Below are 22,213 nucleotides of genomic sequence, written 5' to 3' on the forward strand. Positions count from 1 at the left end.
GACCCCCCGAGGGCTCGGGGTGAGCGCTTTCCGCCATCCAGCCCATTCTTCTTATATTCCATTGATGCATATGGTGGTCTCGGTCGAAATCGCCTCGGCGAATCCCAACAACGGACAGTTGTCTACGTAATATGCCAGCCGACAGAAGGGGCGATTCCGGATGTCCGGAATTCCCTGAACGCGCCACCACCCCTCAGGAGCTGGCTTCTCCATGACGCTGTATACCCCTGACGCGCCTCAATGGCGCAGAACAACAGCCTGGTTGGCGGCAGTACTCACCGTGCTGATTGCCGCCGTCGTCGTAGCGGTGACGCCCACCCGGGCAAATGCGATCGCTCTGCCCGTACCTCTGGGTACCGCCGACAGCTTCGCGGTCCTGGCCGGTCAGTCGGTCACCAACACCGGGCCTTCGGTCATCACCGGAGATGTCGGAGTGCATCCCGGGACGGCCATTTCCGGTTTCCCGCCGGGTCTGGTCAACGGGACATTCCACTCCGCGGACGCGGTCGCCGCCCAGGCCAAGAGCGATCTGGTCGCCGCGTACAACAATGCGGCCGGACAGGCCTCGGACGGCGCGCTTCCTCCTGATGCCGGCGGTCTGACGCTGGTCCCGGGCGTCTACACGGCGTCGACCACCCTCGGTCTCACCGGCACGCTCACCCTGGACGCTCAGGGCAATCCTGACGCCATCTGGGTCTTCCAGGTCGGTTCGGCCCTGACGACGGCTTCCGCCAGTGATGTGAGCCTCATCAACGGCGCCTCGCCGTGCAATGTGTTCTGGCAGATCGGCAGCTCGGCCACCCTCGGTACGGATACCGACTTCGTCGGCACCATCATGGCCATGACGTCGATCACCGCCACCACGGACGCGGACATCGTCGGCCGTGCACTGGCCCGTAACGGCTCCGTGACGCTGGACACCAACACGATCACCCGGCCGGCGTGCGACGGGGGCACCACGGGCGGGACCACCGGAGGTACGAACGGAGGCACCACGACCGGAGGGACCACCGGAGGTACGAACGGGGGCACCACGACCGGCGGCGTTGTCGGCGGCGTGACCACCGGCGGCACCACGACCGGCGGCGCCACCACCGGCGGCGTGGTGGGCGGTGTCACCACCGGCGGCACCACGGGCGGAGGCGGTCAGAAGCCGCCCGGCAAGCCCGGCAAGCCGGGGAAGCCGGGGAAGCCCGGCAACGGGCATGACGGCAAGCCCGGCAAGCCGGCGAAGCCCGGCAACGGGCACGACGACAAGCCCGGCAAGCCGGCGCATTCCGGTGAACCCGGCGGCTACGGCAGCAAGTGAGTTCCCCGCACACCTGCGAGAACCACGGCAACGAGTCCCACACAGGCCCTGCGGCAGGCTGAGCGGATCGGCAGGAGGCCGCATTCATGAGTGGGACAGGTGGCGCGCGACGGATCGTCATCGATCACGTCGCGCGCCACGCGCGACATCCGGAAGAAGCGGAAAATGAACAGTCGGGATGGGAAGGCCGGGTGGGGCCGTGCTGGGCGGCGTCGAATCAGTGGCAGCGAAGGAACCGGATCACCCGGAATCCGGATCGTCCGGGAGCGGCCGGAGCGGTGCTTCCCCTGCTCCTCATGGCGATTCGGGGAATCCGGGTCGCACCCTGAAGGCGGCCACCTGGGCCGCCGTAGTGCTGTGCGTGGCCGTAACGCTTGTTCATGTGGCTCTGATTTTTCTCCATGTGGCGCCTGTGAATGCCATCTCACAGCAGTACAGCAAGCAGATCAACGCGTGGGTCCTTCCTGTGTTCGAGCAGAATTGGCGACTCTTCGCCCCGGACCCCGAGTCGGTCAACCGCCAGATTTCGGCGAGGACCATGCGAACCGCTCCGAACGGCACCGTGCAGGTGAGCGGCTGGTTCGACCTGAGCGGTGTGGACAATTCCGCGATCGAGCACAACCCCTTTCCGAGCCATACGACGCAGAACATGCTGCGCCGGGCCTGGAGCTCCTATCTCGAAACGCTGGGCGGTGACGACCAGCCACGTTCGGAGCGGGGGGTGGTGATCCAGCAGTACCTGCGCAACATCGCCGCCGATCGCGTCGCCGACCACCGTGGTGGCGAACCGTTCGACTCCATCCAACTCCGTGTCGTCACGGTGCCGGTGGGTCCCCCCGGTGCGGCGGGGAACGGCCGCCCGGTCACCATGCCGCCCGTGGACACCCGTTACCTGCCCTGGTGGAAGGTGGCCCCGCATGGCACACGCTGAACCGATCCCCACCACGGCGCCCGCGCCCAGCACGTGCGGCCCGGAGCACGCGGGTGCCCGCGGAGGGATGCAGCGGCTGCTGGACCGCGTCCCTGCGCTCCTCGCCCTCCTGGTCGAGCGTCCGGTGTCCGTGTACGCGGCGGCGGTGCTGCGCATCGGATACGGCCTGCTCTACCTCGTGTTCCTGCTGCGTGAATTTCCGCACCGCGACGAGATCTGGGGGCCGGGATCGCCGTGGACGCCCGCGCTGGCGCGGCAGTTGTTCGACCAGACAGGATGGGTCAGCATTCTCACCCTGTCCGACAGCCGCGCGTACTTCGAGGTCTGCTACGCGGTGGCCGTCGTCACGTCGGCGCTCTTCATGCTGGGCTGGCGCACCAGGGCAGTGTCCGTCCTGTTCGCCGTCGTGGTGGCCTCGTTCCATGCCCGGGCGATCTTCATGACGGACGGCGGGGACAACCTCATCCTCCTCATGGCCGTCTACCTCGTCTTCACCGCCTGCGGCCGACGCTGGTCCCTCGACGCACGCAGGGCCAGGCTCCGAGCGGCTGCCGGGAACGAGACAGCCCGTTCTCCCCAGGCCGCGGGCGAGCTCCGGCGCCACCTCCGGGAGGCCCGCCTGGGCGTGGTCACCGTCCTGCACAACTGCGGGATGTTCGTCATCGCCGCCCAGGTGTGCTTCCTCTACGGCTCCGCGGGCTTGTACAAGGTGCAGGGTGGCACCTGGGGCAACGGAACCGCCCTGCACTACGCCCTGAACCTCGACATGTTCCAGCCCTGGCCCACGCTCTCCCACCTGGTCGACAGCCATGAGGCACTCCTCACGGCCGCCTGCTACCTGACCGTGCTGCTGCAGGTCGCGTTCCCCTTCGCCCTGTTCGGCAGGCTCAAGTACCCCATCCTGGTCATGCTGCTGACCATGCACGTCGGGATCGCGGTGCTCTTGGGCCTCCCGCTCTTCTCCGCCGCGATGATCGTCGCTGACGCGGTCTTCCTGCCGGACCGCTTCTACCGCTCTGCGGGACTGATCCGGTGGCGTGCGGCCCGGCGCACCGGTGCCGGCGTACGGCAGACACCGTCCGGACCGGAAGCCGGACTCGTACCGGCCCAGCCGGGACCGGTCCACTGGCCCGTGTGCCCCGCGACCGGCCCGCATCACGGGTCGGAGGGGGGGACGGACCGGATGCACGGTGAGACGAAGTGAACGCGGAGGGCGGGCCCACGCGCTGGGTGCCCGCCCTCTGACCTGGTCTTTCACCGACCTGCTGCGGTGGGTGTGGGATGTGAACCCACGGTGACTCGTGCCACGACGGTTTTCAAGAGGGCTGTGGCTCAGGGGACTGCACACTATGTGACCTGGCCTTTTCCCTTCCTAACCGCGCCTACGGGCCGATAGTGGTCCACAGCTGGTCCGCCAGGGAGCGTCCTGTCGATCATGTGTCGAGCCATATGAGCGTGCTGGCGAGGGCGATGGCGGCGAGGTAGCGGTCGGGACGTTTGCCGTAGCGGGTGGCGATGGCACGCCATTGCCTGAGCCGGTGAACGCAGCGTTCGACGACGTTGCGGCGGCGGTAGACGGCCTTGTCGAGCGGGGTCCGTGCCGACACCAGCCTGAGTCGGCGTGCCGATCGGGAGCAGCGCTGGGACGCGTCACCGGATGTCCATACTGGGCGGCTCGTTGGGCAAGCAGCTCGGTCGATTCCACGTCGACCGAACGTGACCTGTGCCACTATGGCCGCACCAACGGGCCGAGGGGGACGCATGGTTGGCATGAGTGGCGTGGATCGCCGTCAAGTCTGGACCAGGCTGATCGTGACGCTGGGGGTAGTCGCCCTGGGAGTCATCGGTATTTTCACCGTGACCAACACCGTGGGAGGCAGCAGCAACAACTGCACCGGGGCGGTCTGCGGCGACGACAACAGGGAGAACGAGGTCGTAGTTTCCACGCCTTCCCCGACAAGGTGAGTGCGGTGAACCTCAGATCAGCGGCCGGCCGACTGGGCGCCGGCTTGATGACACTCTTGGTCGTCACCGGCTGCAACAACTGCACCGGCTCGGTCTGCGGCAACCAGAACACAGGCAATGCCGTGAAAGACCAGACGGCCGACTCGGGCGCCACACCGAGGCAGAAGATCGCGCCCCGGCCCGCTCCAGTAACGCCATCCGCAGATGACCAGCCGCCCACGAAGGCCGAGTACATCAAGGCGGCTGACGCCATTTGCCAGAAGTGGACCCGCCAGGCCGAAAAACACACCACCTCTGACGCCGAACTGAGCTGGGAGCTTTTCACCACTCTCATCCGCCTTGCCACCAACATGGCGGACGAGTGGCACGCCATGACGCCACCGGTCGGCGACACGGGCCAGGCTGACGTCTTTATCGAGAAACAGTACGCCGACGTAGCCCGGCTGACGCGCATGCGAGACCTCTGGGCAAGCGGAGACACTGACGGGGCGCAAGTAGAGCTGGAGCAAGCCACCAGTGAGGAAGCCATAGCCGAGCGACGGGCCAGCGCCCGCGCATACGGCTTCCGCGTCTGCGACTAGGGGGTATCTCGCCGACCATCGGATCGTTGGTCCTAAACCTCCTCTACGACTGTTCGATCTCAGCCATGAGAAGCCGCAGCGTCGTGAGCACATCAAGGAGTTCGGCACCGCCGAGGACGGCCGATTGTTCCGCGCCGTGCAGGGCGGACACCTGCTGTCCAAGGAATACGGCGAGGTCTGGAAGGCCGCTCGCGAAGCCGTCCTCCTCCCGCATGAGATCGATACCCCTCTTGCCGAGGTGCCGTACGGACTCCGCGCTGCTGGTGTTTCTCTCTGGCTGGAGTCCGGTGTATCTCCGGCCGAGGTGGCCCGCCGAGCTGGCCCCAGCATCGCTGTTCTCTTCCGCTTCTACGCCAAGGCCATTCACCGCGCCCAAGAGCGCTCGAACCAGCAGATCCAGCGCGCCTTGGAGGCGGCAGAGGAGGAGTAGGGCAGCCGGACCGCGCTCACGGGCGGGGTGGCGTCTTTCGTGTTGGAGCCGGGTCCACGGCGATCTTCTGGCCAGTAGCCTTGACCTGCGGTTATGCCGTCTCCCGCTTTCGGATCTCGGTCCACGCCTGGTCCACACACGCTGGTCAACGGCGTGACAGAGGCGGAACAAGGAGAGACAGGGCCTATGAGAAAGGGGCGCCCCTCGACCGGGGCGCCCCCTATGACCAGCGCATACGCTGACCTGCTGCGGTGGGTGTGGGATTTGAACCCACGGTGACTCGCGCCACGACGGTTTTCAAGACCGTTCCCTTAGGCCGCTCGGGCAACCCACCCTGCCCCGTCCCACCTGCGGAGGGGCGGCTACAGCCTACCGGCTGGGGGCGCCCGGTGGGCGGGGGGCCGGGCGGGGTGGGACGGGGCAGGTGTCCTGCGATGCGAGACAGGGGCCGATTCCCCTGCGACGGCGGCGAGTTGTGCTGCATGATCCTCGCGGGACGGCAGGACTTCGGTGTCGTACGGGAGGAGCGTCCATGCCCAGGGAGAACCATCCGGTGAACAAGCGCTGGCTCGCCGCCGGGGCGCTGGCGGTGGCCGTCGGGCTCAGCGGCACGCTCAGTGCCTCCGCCGCGCCGGCGCAGGTGCCCGCCGCCGTGCGGACGGCCGCCGGTGACGACGTCCTCGGGCCCGGGCCGTACCACCGAGTGCTCGACCCCCTCGTGGGGAACTGGAAGGCCACCAAGTACAACTACGTGCTCGGCACGGGCGGCGAGCCGGTCGTCTCGCGCGACATCAGGGTCAAGGTGCGCTGGATCGAGAAGACCGGCGGCCGCTTCCTGGAGGAGCGGACCGAGGGCACGCTGGCCGGGCGGCCGTACTACCGCATCGGGATCATGGGGTACTCCACCATCGACCGGCGCTACGAGTGGACCACGTTCGACAGCGTCACGCCCACGGCCATGACCTACCGGGGCCTGCCGGGAACAGGGACGGCCACCGAGATCTCCGTCCCGGGCGAGTTCACCGACCCGGGGATCCTCGGGCCCGAGTACACGGGCCGGACCATCCCGATGCGGACCGTCTTCAGGATCGACTCCGCCGACCGCCACACGGTCGACCTCTACTTCACCCCGCCCGGGCAGCGGGAGCGGCTGGTCGACCGGGTGGTCTACCGCCGCTCCTGAGCCGGGCCGGGCCGCCGGTGGACGGTCAGCTGTCGCCCTTGCGCTCGCCCAGCGTGACCTGGACCGTGCTCTCCTTGCCACCCCGCTTGTAGGTCAGCGGGACCGAGTCGCCCGGCTGGTGCGTCCAGATCTCACTGATCAGGGTGGGGCCGCTGTCGATCGCGCGGTTGCCGAACTTGATGATCACGTCGCCGGGCTTCAGGCCCGCCTTCGCGGCCGGGCCGCCCGGGGTGATCGCGGGCGTGCCGCCGGCGCCCTGCTCGGCGATCGTGGCGCCCTCGCCCTCCTCGGTCATGTTCACCGTCGCGCCGATCACCGGGTAGACCGGCTGCCCGGTCCTGATCAGCTGCTCGGCGACGTTCTTCGCCTGGTTGACCGGAATGGCGAATCCGAGACCCACGGAGCCGGCCTGCGCGGAGCCGAGGCCGCCGCTGCCCGGGGACTGGATCGCGGAGTTGATGCCGATCACCGCACCGCGTGCGTCCAGCAGCGGGCCGCCGGAGTTGCCCGGGTTGATCGAGGCGTCGGTCTGCAGCGCGCTCATGTACGAGTTCTTGCCGCCGCCGTCGCCGGAGGCCACCGGCCGGTTCTTGGCGCTGATGATGCCCGTCGTGACCGTGTTGGACAGGCCGAACGGCGCGCCGATCGCGATCGTCGAGTCGCCCACCGCGACCCGGTCGGAGTTGCCGAGCGGCAGCGGGGTCAGCCCGGAGGGAGCGTTCTTGAGCTTGAGCACGGCCACGTCGTACCCCTGGGCGCGGCCGATGACCTCGGCGTCGTACTTCCGGCCGTTCGAGAACGTCGCGGAGAGGGTGCCGCCCCCCGCCGCCGAGGCCACCACGTGGTTGTTGGTGAGGATGTGGCCTTCCTTGTCGTACACGAAACCGGTGCCCGTGCCGCCCTCCTCGTCCGAGCCGCCGGACTTCGCCTCGATGGTCACGACGCTCGGCAGCGCCTTGTTCGCCACGGCGGCGACCGTGCCGGGGTCGCGCTTGAAGTCGGCGGGCGCCTCGCCGGCGGCGACGGTGGTGGACGTGGTGGCGGTGCCGTCGCTGCGCTCGGCCGCCCAGTAACCGATGCCGCCGCCGACGCCGCCCGCCGCCAGGGCCGCGACGAGGACGGCAGCGACCAGGCCGCCGCGGCCGGAGCGCGGACGGCCGGCCTGCGGCGCGCCGGGGGTCGCCGGGAACGGGGCTCCCCAGCCCGCGGTGGTGGGCGGGGCGGGGGGCGCCGGGGGCCAGGGGGCGCCACTGCCGCCGCCGTACGCAGGTGGTTGCGGGTGCCCGTGGGGCGGGGTCGGCGCCCCGGCGCCCGTACGGTCCTGCGCACCGGCACCCGGGCCCGCGGGCGTCGGCGCCGCGGCGGGCGGCGGGGACCCCGGTGCGGGTTCCGCGGGCGTCGGGGCGGCGGCCGGCGGCGGGCCGGCCGGGCCCGCGGGGTCGGGCGTGGATGCGGAGGGCGGCACGGGAGGTGTGGACGCGGTGCCCTCGTTCTCGGTGCTCACAGCTCGTTCTCCTCGAATTCCACGTCGTCTCTCGGCACGCTTTCCCGGCAAGCGTCGCAGTCAGCTTTTCCCACAGGCCGTCAGGCCACTGTAAGCCGGACCTGTGTATTGCGCTTCCCTCCTTTATTTCCGGCGAATCGGACGCCGGTCCGGTGTCCGGCCCCCGCCCGCCGCCGGTCTGGCACCATGACGCGGTGACCCACGCACGGCAGCAGCACACGATCCAGGTCGTCGCTCACCGAGGCGCCTCCGAGGAGGCCCCGGAGCACACTCTGGCCGCGTACATGAAGGCGATCGAAGACGGCGCCGACGCCCTCGAATGCGATGTACGGCTCACCGCCGACGGTCACCTCGTCTGTGTCCACGACCGCCGCGTCAACCGCACCTCCAACGGCCGTGGCGCCGTCTCCACCCTCGAACTCGCCGACCTCGCCGCCCTCGACTTCGGCGCCTGGAAGGGACGCGAGGACTCCGACGAGAGCCCGGACTGGCGCGACCCCCAGTACACCTCCGTCCTCACCCTGGAGCGGCTCCTGGAACTGGTCGCCGACGCCGGCCGGCCCATCGAGCTGGCGATCGAGACCAAGCACCCCACCCGCTGGGCGGGGCGCGTCGAGGAGCGGCTGATCGAGCTGCTCGACCGGTTCGGGCTGACGGGGCAGCGGCCCGGCACGCCACCGCCCGTGCGCATCATGAGCTTCTCGGCCCGCTCGCTGTACCGGGTCGCGGCGGCCGCGCCGGCCATCCCCACGGTGTACCTGATGCAGTTCCTGTCCCCGCGCGTACGCGACGGGCGGCTGCCGGCCGGCTCCCGGATCGCCGGGCCGTCCATCCGGATCGTGCGCAACCACCCCTCCTGGGTCGACCGCCTGCACCGGGCGGGCCACCAGGTCCACGTCTGGACCGTCGACGCCCCCGACGACGTCGACCTGTGCGCCGGCCTTGGCGTGGAAGCGATCATCACCAACCGCCCTCGGCAGGTCCTGAACCAGCTGGGTCGCGCGTAGCCCGTGTCCCCGGGGACCCGGACGGCCCCCGGGGACCTGGAGGGCCACGTCCCAGCAGCCCCATGCGTCACGAGGAGTGCACCGGCGCGTTCGGAGCGTGTCCGCCCGTGCCGAGTGCGTCACCGTATGTGGATTGGCCGGTTTCCGGTCCAGTCCATTGGGGCATTCACTCCGTGGCGTGGGGCGAAGGAGGTCTCGGGGGTGGCGTTGGTGGTGGCACAAGAGGTGCCCACGTCGTCGAGCATGGCCGTGCCCCATGGCCCTGCGGGCGTGGGTGAAGCGAGAAACCGCATGCGCGAGCAGTTGCGCGAGAGCGGGATGTCCGAATCGGTCGTCGACGATGCCGTACTGGTCCTGTCGGAACTGCTCAGCAACTCCTGCCGGCACGGCAGGCCGCTGGGGCAGCGGGAGGTCGGGGACGGCGACATCCGCGCCGCCTGGCGCGTCGACGCGCAGGGCGCGCTGACCGTCGAGGTGACGGACGGGGGTGGTCCGACCCGCCCGGTTCCGGCCACGCCCTCGGTCACCGCACGCGGCGGCCGTGGGCTGAACATCATCAGCGCCCTGGCCCAGGACTGGGGCGTCCGGGACGGCGCGTCCGGCGAGGTCACCGTGTGGGTCGTCCTCACGGGCGGGCACCGCCGCGACGATTTCGCTACGCGCGTCACCGGCCCGGCCACCGCCGGACCCGGTTTCGGCTTCCTGGAGGCATGCGACGCGTACGACGCCTGCGACGTGTTCAGGGACGTGGACTGAGCCTCCCGGCGGTCCGGTGCGACTAGGCTCACGGCCGACACAGCAGTGCCGCACCGCCGTTACGGGAGAAGTCAGACCATGGGCAAGAAGCGTCCCCAGACCAAGGCCGGGAAGTCGCGAGCGACCGTCGGAGCCCGCGCCGCCGGCGCTGACGAGCAGGTGCCGGTCGTCGGAGCCCGTGAGCCCTGCCCGTGCGGCTCGGGCCGCCGCTACAAGGCGTGTCACGGCCGTGCCGCCGCACAGGCGGTGACCGAGCTCGTCCAGCGGCCCTTCGAGGGCCTGGCGGGCGAGTGCGACTGGGTCGCGCTGCGCGAGCTGGTCCCCGCCGCGACCGTCACGCTGCACCTCAGGGGCGGGCTGCCGGAAGGCGTGCCGTCCGTGACCCTCGCGACCGTGCTGCCCATGGCGTGGCCGGCGCTGCGCCGCGACGACGGTTCGGTGCTGCTGGCGCTCCAGAACGACACCTCCACCGGCGATCTGAGCCGGGACCTCGCCGACACCCTCCAGCGCGCGCTGACCGCCGAGCCGGGTACGCCCGTCACGGCCGGGGGCACCCCTGCCGACGGCGGCGGGCCGCGCCTGCAGGACCTGCTCGACCCGGACGCGTCGTTCGAGCCTGTCGTCCACTCGGGCTTCGAGTTCTGGGTGCCGGACTCCGCGGAGAAGTCGTCGCCCGAGGTGGCCGCGTCCCTGGAGCGGGCCAACGCCGCCGCCATCCCGACCGTGAAGCTGTCCGGCGTGGACGCCGCCTACTGGTGTGAGACGCCCGAGAAGAACCACCTGCGCTGGGTCATGCCGCACCCCGAGGAGCAGCTGCTCGACGCGCTCGCCCGGCTGCACGCGGCGGGCCGGTCCTCGCTCGGCGAGGGCACCCGCCTCGTGGGCTCGTTCCGCGCGCACGGCCTGATGGTCCCGGTGTGGGACCTGCCGAGCGCGATGGGCGCGAAGGACTGCGAGCAGCCGGCCGCCGAGTTCGCGGAGCGGCTCGCGGAGGCGCTCGCCGCCGACGCGCCGCTGAGCCCGGAGGAGCGGCGGGCGCGCGGCGGTCTCACCAACCGCCAGGTGACGCTGAGCTGAACGGCTGGTTACGGCGGAGTAATCCCGACCGGTCGGTGACCTCCGCCACAATTGCCTCTACCGGCCGGTAAATCCATGACCGAATTGCAGAGATCGAATTTGCGAACAGCCGATCTCTTGTTACGGTTCTGGAAGCCCGGTCGCTGGTGCATCCCCCGTCGCCAGCGATCGGGCGCTTCACATTCCGCGGAATGCCGCCTTCCGATCCCGGCCGGCCCGCGACGTCAACTCGCCCTGGGCTCCGGGGCGTTGCTTCCCGAGCGCAGCAGCAGCGGACTCGTCTCCGCGTCACCGCTCTCCGCGAACTCCGCCACCGCCGTGTATTCAGCGGACTTTCCCCGCCGGGGCTCCCTGGGCGTCTCGCACGCGCCCGGCTCGTCGTCCGCCGGCACGGTGCAATGCGTTCGGACCGTACGGCCGCCGGGGGCCATGAGCGTCAGCACGGAGGTCAGTTCCGCCCCCGTCGCATTGCGGTAGTACGTCCGGGCCCAGGCGTCCGGCCCCTCGGTCAGGACGCAGGTCTGCGCCTCGACCCCCTCGGGCGAGGCGAGCTCCGGACCGCACCGGGCAGCCCCCTGCGGTGCATCGATTCCGGCCAGAAGTCCGGACGCGGAGGCGGCGGCACCCGCGGGCGCGCCGGCGGCCCCGGAAGCGGGCGAACCGGAACGCGGCGCACCGGAACCCGGCATCGTGCCGGAACGGGGGTCGCCGGAAGCGGGTCCGGAGCCGGAGTCCGGGACCGGGCCCGCCGGGGGACGGGCGGCGGACACCGAGTCGGGGCCGGGGTCCGGAGACCCGGCCGGGCCCGCGGACGCCACCAGTGGCAGCACCGCGGCGAACACCACGACGGCCCCGATCCCGATCAGGCGGAGATTCATGGCGGCCCCTTCTCGACGGTGCGCCGACGATATCGACGGAAGGCGGGCGCACGTGAACCGCGCACCCGAATTCCGTGCAACTCGCCCCACCTCGCACCCGTACGAGTGACGCAGGGGCACCGGAGCGATACGTCAGTACCGCAGCCGGCTGCCTCCGTCGGGCGTGCTCGGGGTGGTGGTGCTCGCCTCGACGAGCGCGTCCACCACCGCCTCCACGTCCGGCAGCCAGGGCGACGCCGACCCGGCGAGCGGCGCCCGCTCCCAGCGCACCTGGCCCGTTCCGGTGTCCGAGGGCGGCAGCACCAGGTAGCCGCCCTCGCTGTGGAAGCGCAGCGAACTGGGCACGCAGTCCTTCACGTACAGCAGCTCCCCGAGCTGCTCGAGCGTGTAGGAGGCGACCAGCAGGGACCACCGGGTCGGGGTCGCCACCACCGGGCCGAGCCGCATGCCCATCGCGTCCAGCGCCGCAAGGGCGCGGGCGCCCGCGACCGCCGGCAGGCTGAGCGCGCACGGCGCACGCCCCCCCGTGGCGAGCACGATCGGTGCGTCCGGGCGGTTGGCCCACCACCAGCGCACCATGCGCGGGTCCGTGGTGGCCGCGAGCAGCCCGGGGTCGAAGGGGTGTGCGCCGGGTACGACGCACTCGGGGTCGGGGCAGGCGCAGCCGCGGTCCCGGTCACCGCGGCTGCCGGCCGCCTTGAGCCCCACACCGGGGAGTACGGGCCACTGCCACTCGGTGGCGCAGCGGAGCGCCGCCTCCACGTGGGCAGGCCTCCTCTTAAGCCGGAACCGGAGCCTGCGTCGCCTTCCGAGGATCTCGCGCATGAGCGCTCGTTCCTTTCCGTTGAACGCCGAGGGTCCACATCACAACACGTGTGCGTTACTTCACTGTGCGTACAAGCCGACGTCTCACCGCCCGCCCGTGTCGCGTGGCGTGTGCCGCGTGACGCGTGCCGGTGGCATGCGCCTGCCCCTCTTCAGCTGCGGCAACCAACACCGCGCGGGGCCGAGCGTGGGCGCTGTCGTCCCGTGGGCTGTCGTCCATTTAACGTGTGGCGAGGGGTGGCGCGCTCAAGGCGCTTGCCGCCCCGCCGAGCTCTTCCCCGCCACCCGGGGACGGGGTGCGGCCTTCTGTGGTGAGGACGCCAGGGCTTCCCGCGGAGTTCCGTTCCCGCTCCAACTGCCCCTGGACCGTCACCGTTTACGTACCCCAGCACGTTCGGGATGACGCTCTCCCCGGGCCGTCGTCCCCCGACGGCGTCCCGGGCTGTACCCCTTTTCGAACGGCCTCAGTCGACCGCAAATGGCGCCCATGGGGAGCATTTTTGAGCCAAGTTCAGCACCTTGTAAACACCGCGCGCCCTGCTGGGACAATGCTGGACATCCCCTTACTTGTGCGTGTACATGTGGTTGCAGTGATTGCGGCGCAGAATGACATGGGGGTTTGCGATGCTATTGAGCACAACGCACCCGTCGGAAAGCCGGCTGCCATGAGCGCCCCTCACCTGCCGAAAGTGGCTGGAATCGATCCAACGGTTCCCGCGCCAGCGCACACTGCGCCGCCCCTGCCCGGCCTCCCGGCCCCGCCGGTCGCGCCCGGAGCGCTGATCCAGGACCGGCTGGCGGGCTGGGTGTCCGACCTGACCACCCTCCACGAACTCACCGAACGGCTCAGTCGCACCCACGCCCTCGACGACGCTCTGCACGAGCTGCTGCGCGCCGGCGCCGCGCTCGTCGGCGCCCGGCGCGGCATGGTGGTCCTCGAACCCGCCGACGGCCTCGGCCCCGCCACCACCGTCGGCCTCGGCCTCGACCACGCCGACCTCGGCACCATCGAGACCGTGCCGCGCAGCGCCACGTCCTACGGCCGCATCCTGGAGGGGCTGCCCCAGGCGGCGCCGCGCCCCGCCTCCGCGGACGCACCGGGGGAAGCGGCCCCCTCCGCCGGCAGACCGCCGGATCCCGCCCGCGCCCCCGGCGCCGCACCCCGCACGGGCGCCGCGCCCGATCCCGTCGCCGCATCCCGCACGGACGCCGTAGCCGATCCCGTCGCCGTACCCGACCTCTTCGCCGACGAGCACCTCGACCCGCGCCACCGCGAGGTCGCCGCCCGGCTCGGTTTCGCCGCCAGCTACGCCGTACCCCTCGCCGCCGGGAGGGCCGGCAGGCTCGGCGCCGCCGTCTGGCTGTACGACGAGCCCGCCGAGCCGGCCGAGCGCGCCCGCCACCTCGTGCGCCTCTACGGGCAGTACGCCTCCGAACAGCTCGCCCGGCTGGTGGAGCTGGAGCGCAGCCGGGCCACCATGGCCACGATCGCCGAAGAACTGCTGCCGCGCCGACTGCCCCGCGTCCCGGGCGTCCAGCTCGCCGCCCGGCACCGCACCACCCCCGGTGGCGGCGGCGACTGGTACGACGCGCTGCCGCTGCCCGAGGGGGCGCTGGGCCTGGCCGTCGGTTCGGTCTCCGGCACCGGGCCGAGCGCGCTGGCCGCGATGGGCCGGCTGCGGGCCTCGCTGCGGGCGTACGCCGTGATGGAGGGCGAGGACCCCGTCGCGGTCCTCTCCGACCTGGAGCTGCTGCTGCGGCTGACCGAGCCGGCCCGCTCCGCCACCGCGCTGTTCGCCTACGCGGAGCCCGACCTCCGCAAGATCGTGCTGGCCGGGGCCGGGCACACCCCGCCGCTGATCGTCGGCGACCGGCGCACCGAGTTCATCGAGACGTCCCTGTCCGCGCCGCTCGGCATGCTCGCGTGCTGGGAGGCGCCGAGCGTGGAGCTCACCACGGAGCCCGGCGAAACGGTGCTCCTCTACACGGACGGGCTCCTGCGGCGCACCGGCGAGCCCATGGACAGGGCCTTCGCGCGCCTGCACGCGGCGGCGGCGACCGTACCGCGGGCCGACCGGAGCGACCCGGGCGCCGTCGCCGACCACGTGCTGCGCACGCTGCTGCCGGACGACGCGCACGGCACGGAGGACGTGGTGGTGCTGGCGGCACGCTTCGCGTGAGCGTGCGCGCCCGGTCCGGGAACGGGTGACACAAGGCCCTGGGGGCGGCTCCGGTGCGACCGTACGATGGGGATGGTTCAGTGTCGTACCAAACAGGTCGTACCAACAGGAGGCGGACCCGTGGCCGAAGAGCTCACGCCGGAGACCCCGGACGAAGCTGAGGAGCCGATCAAGCAGCGCAAGAACAGCCTGTACCCGGCGGTGTCCGACGAGCTCGCCGAGAACATGAAGACCGGCTGGGCCGACACGGAGCTGCGCGACCTGGAGCCGATCCCGCAGGCCGACCGCACCGCCGCCCGGCGCGCCGCGCTGTCCCGGCGCTTCCCCGGTGAGCGCCTGGTCATCCCCTCGGGCAACCTGAAGACCCGGTCCAACGACACGGAGTACGCCTTCCGGCCGTCGACCGAGTACGCCTACCTGACCGGCGACCACACCCACGACAGCGTCCTGGTGCTGGAGCCCACGGGCGAGGGCCACGAGGCCACGGTCCACCTGCTGCCGCGGTCCGACCGGGAGAACGGCGAGTTCTGGCTGGACGGCCAGGGCGAGCTGTGGGTCGGCCGCCGGTACTCGCTGACCGAGTCCGAGCAGCGGCTCGGCATCCCCGCCAAGGACGTGCGCGAGCTGGCGGAGCGGCTGCGCGGGGCCACCGGCCCGGTGCGTGTCGTGCGCGGGCACGACGCGGCCGTCGAGGCCGCGCTGACCGACAAGGTCACCGCCGAGCGCGACGAGGAACTGCGGGTGTACCTCTCCGAGGCGCGTCTGGTGAAGGACGCCTTCGAGATCGGCGAGCTGGAGCGGGCGTGCGCGTCGACCGCGCGCGGCTTCGAGGACGTCGTACGCGTCCTGGACAAGGCGCAGGCCACGAGCGAGCGGTACATCGAAGGCACCTTCTTCCTGCGCGCCCGCGTCGAGGGCAACGACATCGGCTACGGCTCGATCTGCGCGGCCGGCCCGCACGCCACCACGCTGCACTGGGTGCGCAACGACGGCCCGGTGCGCCCGGGCGACCTGCTGCTGCTCGACGCGGGCGTGGAGACCACGACCCTCTACACCGCGGACGTGACGCGGACGCTGCCGATCAACGGCCGCTTCAGCGACCTGCAGCGCAAGATCTACGACGCGGTGTACGAGGCCCAGGAGGCCGGCATCGCGGCGGTGAAGCCGGGCGCCGTCTTCCGCGACTTCCACGACGCGGCGCAGCGCGTCCTCGCCGAGAAGCTCGTCGAGTGGGGCCTCGTCGAGGGCCCGGTCGAGCGGGTCCTGGAGCTGGGCCTGCACCGCCGCTGGACGCTGCACGGCACCGGCCACATGCTCGGCATGGACGTCCACGACTGCGCGGCCGCGCGGACGGAGGCGTACGTCGACGGCGTGCTGGAGCCGGGCATGTGCCTGACCGTCGAGCCCGGCCTGTACTTCCAGGCCGACGACCTGACGGTGCCGGAGGAGTACCGCGGCATCGGCGTCCGCATCGAGGACGACATCCTGGTCACCGAGGACGGCAACCGGAACCTCTCGGCCGCGCTGCCGCGCCGGTCGGACGAGGTCGAGGCGTGGATGGCCGGCCTGCAGGGCTGACGCGCCGCGCCGGGCGTGCGAGGGGGTGGGAGCCGGAGGGCTGCCACCCCCTCGGTGTCCGGGAAGCCGGGACGGAGGCCGTCGTCCGGGAGGCCGGGACGGGGTCGCGGTCAGGGAGGCCGGGGTCAGGGGCCGAGGGTCAGGGGGCCGGGACAGGGCCGTTGTCCGGGAGGCCGGGACGGGGCCGTGGTCAGGGGGCCGGGGTCAGGACGCCACCAGCGGGGCGTCGGACTTCCACTTCACGATCTTGTCGAAGCTCACCACCGCGCCCCCACGCCCCGATCTGTTGCCGATGTGGACGTGGTCGGCCAGTTCCTCGATCAGGCTCAGTCCCCGGCCATGCTCGGCCTCGGGAGTGGCTCTGCGGGGCGGGCGCAGCGGGCCCGCGGGGAATCCCGGGCCCGAGTCCGCCACCTCGATACGGCACTTCTCACCGTCCAGGTACGCGGTCACCCGGTACTCGGCGGAGCCGTCCCCGGCGCCGTGCTCGACCGCGTTCGCACAGGCTTCGCTCAGCGCGAGGGACAGGTCGTACGAGATCTCCGGGTCGACTCCGGCGGTCTCCATGGTGCCGAGGAGGAGGCGACGGGCGAGCGGAACGCTCGCAGCCTCGCGCCGCAAGTGGAGTGACCACCAGATGCTCATGCTCCAGCCTCCTGGCTGCGGCTCGACATATCGTTTCGTATTGCCCTGCGCGGGCGGTCGTAAGCGCTGCGTTGACGCCCAACCCCTCATTCGGCGGATGTGCGTAGCCCGTACGCCGGTGTATGTCGCAAAGGGCATCTTCCGGACCTGCCGTATGGGGCTCACGGGCGCAGTGCGATGATGGCCCGGCCATGTCTGCCCTCCCCGACGCACCGCCCGCCGCGCCGCATGCCTCCTCGCATGCCGCACCGCGGCTGCTGAGGGCCGCGGTGTTCGCCGCGGTCTGCGTCGTGCTGTCCGGGACCGGACACGTGCTCGCCGCGTGCGCGGCCGTCCCGTGGTGGACGCTGGTCCTCGGGTTCCTCGGTGTCCTCACCGTCACCCTGCCGTTCGCCGGACGGCAGCGGTCCCTGCCGGCGATCGCGGCCACGCTGGCGGGCGGGCAGCTCGCCCTGCACGTACTGTTCGGGCTCGGCCAGCGGCAGCACCTCGCGGTCGGTGTCGGTCCCCAGGCGGACGACGCGCTGATCCGCACGGCCGCCAAGCTGGTGTGCGGGGCCGGCGCAAGCTCGCTCAGCCCCGCGGACGCCCACCGGATCATCGTCACGGCGGGCCTCGACCCGGCCGCGGCGCAGTCCGCGTCCCACGCGGTCCACGCCGGTCACCTCGCCGAGCCCGCCGGGCTGTGGCCCGGCCTCCCCATGGTCCTCGGCCACCTGCTGGCCGCTCTCGTGACCGGCTGGCTGCTGCGGCGCGGCGACCTCGCGCTGCTGAAGCTCTCCGGCCTCTCCGCGCAGGGCGCGGCGGACGTCGCCGACGCGGCGCTCGTCCGGTCCCTGCGCGCCGCCCTCGTCCTCGTACGCGCCCTCGTCGCCGGGCTGCCCGCGCTGCCCGCGGGCGGGCCGCGGCCGCCGCGTACCGACGACGACCCGCCGCCGCCCGCCGCGACGGACGCACTCCTCCACACGGTGATCAGGCGCGGCCCGCCGGCCGTATACGTACTCGCCGCCTGACACGGCCCACTCGACGGGAGTGGTGCCGTGGTGCGCCCGTGCGCACACACCGACGTCCCCTCTCCGTGGAGTGTTCCGTGATGAACGTTTCCCGCATCGCCCTCGCCGGCGGCACCGCTCTCTCGTCCGTCGTCCTGCTGTCCGGGACCGCCTTCGCGCACGTCAGCGTGCAGCCGCAGGGCGAGGCGGCCAAGGGCGGTTACGCGACCGTCAGCTTCAAGGTGCCGAACGAGCGCGACAACGCCTCGACCGTGAAGCTGGAGGTCTCCCTCCCGGCCGAGCACCCTCTCGCCTCCGTCTCCACGCAGCCGCTCCCGGGCTGGAAGGCCCAGGTCACCAAGGCCAAGCTGGCCCAGCCGCTGGAGGTGCACGGCAAGCGGATCACCGAGGCCGCCACGAAGATCACCTGGACCGCGGACGGTTCGAAGATCGCGCCCGGTGAGTTCCAGCAGTTCACGGTCTCGCTCGGCCGGCTCCCCGAGGACACCGACGAGCTCGTCTTCAAGGCCCTCCAGACGTACGACAACAAGGAGGTCGTCCGCTGGATCGAGGAGCCGAAGGACGGCGCCGAGGAGCCCGAGTCCCCCGCCCCCGTGCTGAAGCTGTCCGCCGCGAAGGACGACCACCACGGCGCCGCCGCCACGTCCGGCGGGAAGAAGGACCACGCCAAGACCGCCGCCAAGGGCCACGACGACGGGGCCGAGCAGGCCGCGGACGGCTCCGGTGACACGACCGCCCGCGTCCTCGGCGTCGCCGGCATCCTCGTCGGCGCCGCGGGTGTCGCCTTCGGCGTCCTCGCCGGGCGCCGCCGCCCCGGCTCCCCGGACTCCTCCGGCACCTCGGCCTGACGGCCCCGCCCGCCCCACCCCTGAGAGAGAACCCATGTACCAGCTGATGCGCGCCGCGCGGCCCCGCCGGGCCCGGCGCACCCCGCTGATCGCGGCGGCGCTCGTCGCCGCGTCGGCGCTCACCCTGTCCGCGTGCAACGGTGAGGACACCCCGGCCGGCGGCAGCCCCGTCGCCGAGGTCTCCGCCGGAGCCCCGCAGGACGAGGCCGGGACCGTACTGGACCGGCCCTTCACCAAGCCGGACCTCGTCCTGACGGACACCCAGGGCAAGCCGTACGACCTGCGCGAGCGCACCAAGGGCAAGCCGACGCTGATCTACTTCGGCTACACCCACTGCCCGGACGTCTGCCCGCTGACGATGAGCAACATCGCCATCGCCAAGAAGAAGCTCCCCAAGGCCGACCAGGACAAGCTTCAGGTCGTCTTCGTCACCACCGACCCGGAGCGGGACACCCCCGCCGAGCTCGCCAAGTGGCTGCCCGGTGCCGGCGACCCCTCCTTCATCGGCCTCACCGGCGACTTCCCGACCATTCAGGCGGGCGCCCGCCAGATGGGCATCGGCATCGACCCGCCGAAGAAGGAGAAGAACGGCTCGGTCGTCTCCATGCACGGCGCCCAGGTGATCGCCTTCTCGCCCACGACCGACCAGGGCTACGTCCTGTACGGGGAGAGCACCCCCTGGGAGACGTACGCCAAGGACCTTCCGAAGATCGTCAAGGGGGAGAACCCGTGACCCGCCGCCGTACCCCCCTCATCGCGCTGGCCGGCGTCATGGCCCTGGCCGGCACCCTGGCGCTGGGCGGCTGCTCGGCCGGGGAGGAGAAGCCGGAGCTCACGGTCAGCGGTGCCTTCATGCCGCAGCCCGTGGGCGACATGGCCGGCGGCTTCCTCACCGTGACCAACGACGGCGGCGAGGCCGACAAGCTGACCTCCGTCACCAGCCCGCTCTCCGACGACGTCCAGATACACGAGACGAAGGACCAGAAGATGCGGCAGGTGAAGTCCTTCGACATCCCCGCGGGGGGAGCGCTGAAGCTCGAACGCGGCGGCAACCACATCATGTTCATGGACATCAAGCGCAAGCCGAAGCAGGGCGACAAGGTCACCGTCGAGCTGCGCTTCGAGAAGTCGGACCCGATCACGGTGGAGCTGCCGGTCGAAGCGGCGACCCACAACCCGGCGCACCACTAGGCACTTGGGGGACCGACACACCATGACAGCCACCACCGCCCCGCGCCTCGTCACCGCCCTGTCCACGGTTCCGCGGCTGCTGCTCGTCGCGGCCGTGCTGCTCGGCGCGCTGTTCACCGGCGCCGCCCCCGCGTCCGCGCACGCCGCGCTGACCGGGAGCGACCCGAAGGACGGGGCGGTGGTCGCCACCGCGCCCAAGGGCGTCACGCTCACGTTCTCGGAGCAGATCGCCCTGGGCGACGACGCGATCCGGGTGCTCGAACCGAGCGGCGCGCGCGCCGACACCGGTGAACTGCGCGACCTGTGCGCCGGATCGGTGGTCAAGTACGGCGTGGCCCTGCGCGCCGGGCTGCCGGACGGCACGTACACCGTCGCGTGGCGTGCCGTCTCCGCCGACAGCCACCCGATCGCCGGCGCGTTCACCTTCTCCATCGGCGCGCCGTCGAAGACGACCGTCGCCCTGCCGCGGCAGGAGGCCGGTGGCGGCGCCGTCGGCGTCCTGTACGGGATCGCGCGCTACGTCTCCTACGCCGGTTTCATCCTGCTGGTGGGCGGCGCCGCGTTCGTGCTGGCCTGCTGGCCGCGCGGGGCGGCGGTACGGCCGGTGCAGCGCCTCGTCTCCCGCGGCTGGGTGGCGCTGACGGCGGCCACGCTGGCGCTCCTGCTGCTGCGCGGGCCCTACACCGGGCTGGACTTCGGGCTCGGCTCGCTCGGCGCGGTCCTGGAGACCAAGACCGGGGCCGCGCTCGTCTCCCGGCTGCTGCTGCTGGGCGCCGCGGCGCTGTTCGTGGCGGTGCTCTTCGGCGCCTGGACCAGGCGGGAGGAGGCCGAGAAGAAGGACCTCACCTTCGGTCTGGCCCTCGGCGGCTCGGTGATCGCCGCCGGCATCGCCGGCACCTGGGCGCTCTCCGAGCACGCCTCGGCCGGGCTCCAGCCGGGCATCGCGATGCCCGTCGACGTCCTGCACCTGCTGGCGATGGCGGCCTGGCTCGGCGGCCTGGCGGCGCTGCTGGTCGCCCTCCACCGCGAGCCGTCGATCGAGCGGACGGCGGTACGGCGGTTCTCGCGGGTCGCGTTCGGGTCCGTGGCCGTCCTCGCCGCGACCGGCATCTACCAGTCGTGGCGGCAGGTCGGCTCCTGGTCGGCGCTGACCGGCACGGCGTACGGCCGGCTGCTGCTGATCAAGGTGGCGCTGGTCGCCGTGCTCGTCGCCGTCGCGTGGATCTCGCGGCGGTGGACGCGGGGCCTCGCGGAGACGGCACCGGCAGTCGCCGCGCCTGCGGTGGCGACGGAGGCGGCGGTCGCCGCGCCCGCGGAGGCGAAGGTCGAGGGACCGGCAGTCGCCGGAAAGCCGACGGAGGAAGCGGAACCAGCGGCCACCACGCCCGCGGACGCGAAGGCCGAAGCACCGGCGGGCGCCGAAAAGCCGACCGGAGCCGGGAAACCGGCGGACACCGAGGAACCGGCGGAAGCCGGGAATCCGGCGGACGCCGACGAGCCGGCAGAGGCCGGAAAGCCGACGGAGGAAGCGGAACCAGCAGCCACCACGCCCACGGACGCGAAGGCCGAAGCACCGGCGGACGCTGCAAAGCCGACCGGAGCCGGAAAGCCGGCGGAAGCCGAGGATCCGCCGGCAGAATCCGAGGAACCGGCAGAGGTCGGAAAGCCGGCGGACGCCCAGGGACCCGCGGATGCCGGGGAACCGGTCGCCGGGCCGGACGAGGTTCCCCAGGAGCGGGCCGCGCAGCTCGCGCGTCAGCAGGCCGCCCTCGCCGCCGCCCGCAGGAAGCGCGCACGCGACGCCGACCCCGGGCGGGCCGGGCTGCGGCGCTCGGTCCTCGCCGAGGCGGGCGTCGCCGTGGTGCTGCTGGCCGTCACGACCGTACTGACCACGACCGAGCCCGGCCGTACGGAACAGGAGGCCGCCCGTGCACAATCGGCGCCCTCGACCGCCGTACCGGACCGGCCCGTCGACCTGACGCTGCCCTTCGACACCGGCGGCCGCGGCGGCAAGGGCACGGTGCGGCTCACCCTCGCCCCCGGCCGCTCCGGCACGAACGCGCTGCACGTGTTCGTGGACGGCGCGAACGGCCGGCGCCTCGACGTCCCCGAGCTCAAGGTGTCCTTCACCCTCGAGGCCCAGCGGATCGGCCCGCTGCCGATCACCCCGGACCGTGTCGCGACCGGGCACTACAGCTCCGAGCGGCTCCAGATCCCGATGCCCGGCGAGTGGACCATCAGGATCACCGTCCGCACCTCGGACTTCGACCAGACCACCATCGACAAGAACGTGAAGATCGGCTGACCTGACC

At 71.9% G+C, this 22,213-nt stretch carries 21 protein-coding genes and 1 tRNA gene; 16 read left to right on the forward strand and 6 right to left on the reverse strand.

Annotation, left to right across the window (positions count from 1 at the left end; all coding sequences use genetic code 11):
• Nucleotides 1-262 precede the first annotated feature (262 nt).
• From IH00_RS0109840 to IH00_RS0109850, 3 genes are all read left to right on the forward strand, one after another.
• Nucleotides 263-1,309, forward strand: coding sequence for an ice-binding family protein (locus tag IH00_RS0109840; RefSeq protein WP_324615778.1), 1,047 nt, complete (start codon nt 263-265; stop codon nt 1,307-1,309).
• Nucleotides 1,310-1,691: 382 nt separating this feature from the next.
• Nucleotides 1,692-2,240 (forward strand): DUF5819 family protein, encoded by a 549-nt coding sequence (locus IH00_RS0109845; RefSeq protein WP_324615779.1) that lies wholly within the window; start codon nt 1,692-1,694, stop codon nt 2,238-2,240.
• 67 nt (nt 2,241-2,307) lie between these two features.
• Nucleotides 2,308-3,444, forward strand: a complete 1,137-nt coding sequence (locus IH00_RS0109850; protein ID WP_107064433.1) for an HTTM domain-containing protein — start codon at nt 2,308-2,310, stop codon at nt 3,442-3,444.
• Nucleotides 3,445-3,673: 229 nt separating this feature from the next.
• On the opposite strand, the gene IH00_RS42695 is transcribed toward IH00_RS0109850, so the two are convergent.
• Nucleotides 3,674-3,847, reverse strand: a complete 174-nt coding sequence (locus IH00_RS42695; RefSeq protein WP_158827765.1) for a transposase — start codon at nt 3,845-3,847, stop codon at nt 3,674-3,676.
• Between the two features lie 363 nt (nt 3,848-4,210).
• Here IH00_RS42695 and IH00_RS0109865 point away from each other — a divergent pair, with 363 nt between their 5' ends.
• Nucleotides 4,211-4,786, forward strand: a complete 576-nt coding sequence (locus IH00_RS0109865) for a hypothetical protein (protein ID WP_031071763.1) — start codon at nt 4,211-4,213, stop codon at nt 4,784-4,786.
• A 124-nt stretch (nt 4,787-4,910) separates the two neighbouring features.
• Complete coding sequence (locus IH00_RS40040; RefSeq protein WP_324615780.1) at nt 4,911-5,216, forward strand: hypothetical protein; 306 nt, start codon at nt 4,911-4,913, stop codon at nt 5,214-5,216.
• 249 nt (nt 5,217-5,465) lie between these two features.
• On the opposite strand, the gene IH00_RS0109875 is transcribed toward IH00_RS40040, so the two are convergent.
• Nucleotides 5,466-5,550, reverse strand: a tRNA-Ser gene (locus tag IH00_RS0109875).
• A 198-nt stretch (nt 5,551-5,748) separates the two neighbouring features.
• On the opposite strand from IH00_RS0109875, the gene IH00_RS0109880 reads away from it, so the two are divergent.
• Nucleotides 5,749-6,399 carry a DUF1579 family protein gene (locus IH00_RS0109880; protein ID WP_052411301.1) on the forward strand — a complete coding sequence of 217 codons (651 nt, stop codon included), beginning with the start codon at nt 5,749-5,751 and terminating at the stop codon, nt 6,397-6,399.
• Nucleotides 6,400-6,424: 25 nt separating this feature from the next.
• Here the strand turns inward: IH00_RS0109880 and IH00_RS0109885 are convergent, their stop codons facing one another.
• The gene (locus IH00_RS0109885; RefSeq protein WP_031071766.1) at nt 6,425-7,903 is read right to left on the reverse strand and encodes a S1C family serine protease; all 1,479 of its coding nucleotides are present in this window, start codon (nt 7,901-7,903) and stop codon (nt 6,425-6,427) included.
• 194 nt (nt 7,904-8,097) lie between these two features.
• Here IH00_RS0109885 and IH00_RS0109890 point away from each other — a divergent pair, with 194 nt between their 5' ends.
• From IH00_RS0109890 to IH00_RS0109900, 3 genes are all read left to right on the forward strand, one after another.
• Nucleotides 8,098-8,910 carry a glycerophosphodiester phosphodiesterase gene (locus IH00_RS0109890; RefSeq protein WP_031071767.1) on the forward strand — a complete coding sequence of 271 codons (813 nt, stop codon included), beginning with the start codon at nt 8,098-8,100 and terminating at the stop codon, nt 8,908-8,910.
• Between the two features lie 114 nt (nt 8,911-9,024).
• Complete coding sequence (locus IH00_RS0109895) at nt 9,025-9,666, forward strand: ATP-binding protein (RefSeq protein ID WP_078887660.1); 642 nt, start codon at nt 9,025-9,027, stop codon at nt 9,664-9,666.
• A gap of 78 nt (nt 9,667-9,744) precedes the next feature.
• Nucleotides 9,745-10,743, forward strand: a complete 999-nt coding sequence (locus tag IH00_RS0109900; protein ID WP_031071771.1) for a DUF5926 family protein — start codon at nt 9,745-9,747, stop codon at nt 10,741-10,743.
• 224 nt (nt 10,744-10,967) lie between these two features.
• Here the strand turns inward: IH00_RS0109900 and IH00_RS0109905 are convergent, their stop codons facing one another.
• Together IH00_RS0109905 and IH00_RS0109910 are read right to left on the reverse strand one after the other, a co-directional pair.
• A complete protein-coding gene (locus tag IH00_RS0109905) occupies nt 10,968-11,621 on the reverse strand; it encodes a hypothetical protein (RefSeq protein ID WP_031071773.1) in 654 nt (217 codons plus the stop codon).
• A 132-nt stretch (nt 11,622-11,753) separates the two neighbouring features.
• Complete coding sequence (locus IH00_RS0109910; protein ID WP_031071776.1) at nt 11,754-12,446, reverse strand: bifunctional DNA primase/polymerase; 693 nt, start codon at nt 12,444-12,446, stop codon at nt 11,754-11,756.
• 548 nt (nt 12,447-12,994) lie between these two features.
• On the opposite strand from IH00_RS0109910, the gene IH00_RS0109915 reads away from it, so the two are divergent.
• Nucleotides 12,995-14,626: a PP2C family protein-serine/threonine phosphatase gene (locus tag IH00_RS0109915; RefSeq protein ID WP_078887661.1), complete on the forward strand. Its 1,632-nt coding sequence runs from the start codon at nt 12,995-12,997 to the stop codon at nt 14,624-14,626.
• Nucleotides 14,627-14,746: 120 nt separating this feature from the next.
• Nucleotides 14,747-16,204 carry an aminopeptidase P family protein gene (locus IH00_RS0109920; protein ID WP_031071781.1) on the forward strand — a complete coding sequence of 486 codons (1,458 nt, stop codon included), beginning with the start codon at nt 14,747-14,749 and terminating at the stop codon, nt 16,202-16,204.
• 204 nt (nt 16,205-16,408) lie between these two features.
• Here the strand turns inward: IH00_RS0109920 and IH00_RS0109925 are convergent, their stop codons facing one another.
• The gene (locus tag IH00_RS0109925) at nt 16,409-16,849 is read right to left on the reverse strand and encodes an ATP-binding protein (protein ID WP_031071783.1); all 441 of its coding nucleotides are present in this window, start codon (nt 16,847-16,849) and stop codon (nt 16,409-16,411) included.
• 191 nt (nt 16,850-17,040) lie between these two features.
• Between IH00_RS0109925 and IH00_RS0109930 the strand changes: the two genes are divergently transcribed.
• The 5 genes from IH00_RS0109930 to IH00_RS38885 all read left to right on the forward strand — a co-directional run bounded on the left by IH00_RS0109930 (nt 17,041) and on the right by IH00_RS38885 (nt 22,206).
• Complete coding sequence (locus tag IH00_RS0109930; protein ID WP_039946700.1) at nt 17,041-17,862, forward strand: hypothetical protein; 822 nt, start codon at nt 17,041-17,043, stop codon at nt 17,860-17,862.
• A gap of 80 nt (nt 17,863-17,942) precedes the next feature.
• The gene (locus tag IH00_RS0109935) at nt 17,943-18,710 is read left to right on the forward strand and encodes a YcnI family copper-binding membrane protein (RefSeq protein ID WP_052411302.1); all 768 of its coding nucleotides are present in this window, start codon (nt 17,943-17,945) and stop codon (nt 18,708-18,710) included.
• 46 nt (nt 18,711-18,756) lie between these two features.
• Nucleotides 18,757-19,443 carry an SCO family protein gene (locus IH00_RS0109940; RefSeq protein ID WP_052411327.1) on the forward strand — a complete coding sequence of 229 codons (687 nt, stop codon included), beginning with the start codon at nt 18,757-18,759 and terminating at the stop codon, nt 19,441-19,443.
• Nucleotides 19,440-19,901 carry a copper chaperone PCu(A)C gene (locus tag IH00_RS0109945; protein ID WP_031071791.1) on the forward strand — a complete coding sequence of 154 codons (462 nt, stop codon included), beginning with the start codon at nt 19,440-19,442 and terminating at the stop codon, nt 19,899-19,901. The genes IH00_RS0109940 and IH00_RS0109945 overlap by 4 nt, the downstream gene beginning before the upstream one ends.
• Before the next feature lie 22 nt (nt 19,902-19,923).
• Nucleotides 19,924-22,206: a copper resistance protein CopC gene (locus IH00_RS38885; RefSeq protein ID WP_031071794.1), complete on the forward strand. Its 2,283-nt coding sequence runs from the start codon at nt 19,924-19,926 to the stop codon at nt 22,204-22,206.
• Nucleotides 22,207-22,213 lie beyond the last annotated feature (7 nt).

The sequence above is a fragment of the Streptomyces sp. NRRL S-118 genome, from assembly GCF_000716335.1.
In the GTDB taxonomy this organism is placed as follows: Bacteria; Actinomycetota; Actinomycetes; order Streptomycetales; family Streptomycetaceae; genus Streptomyces.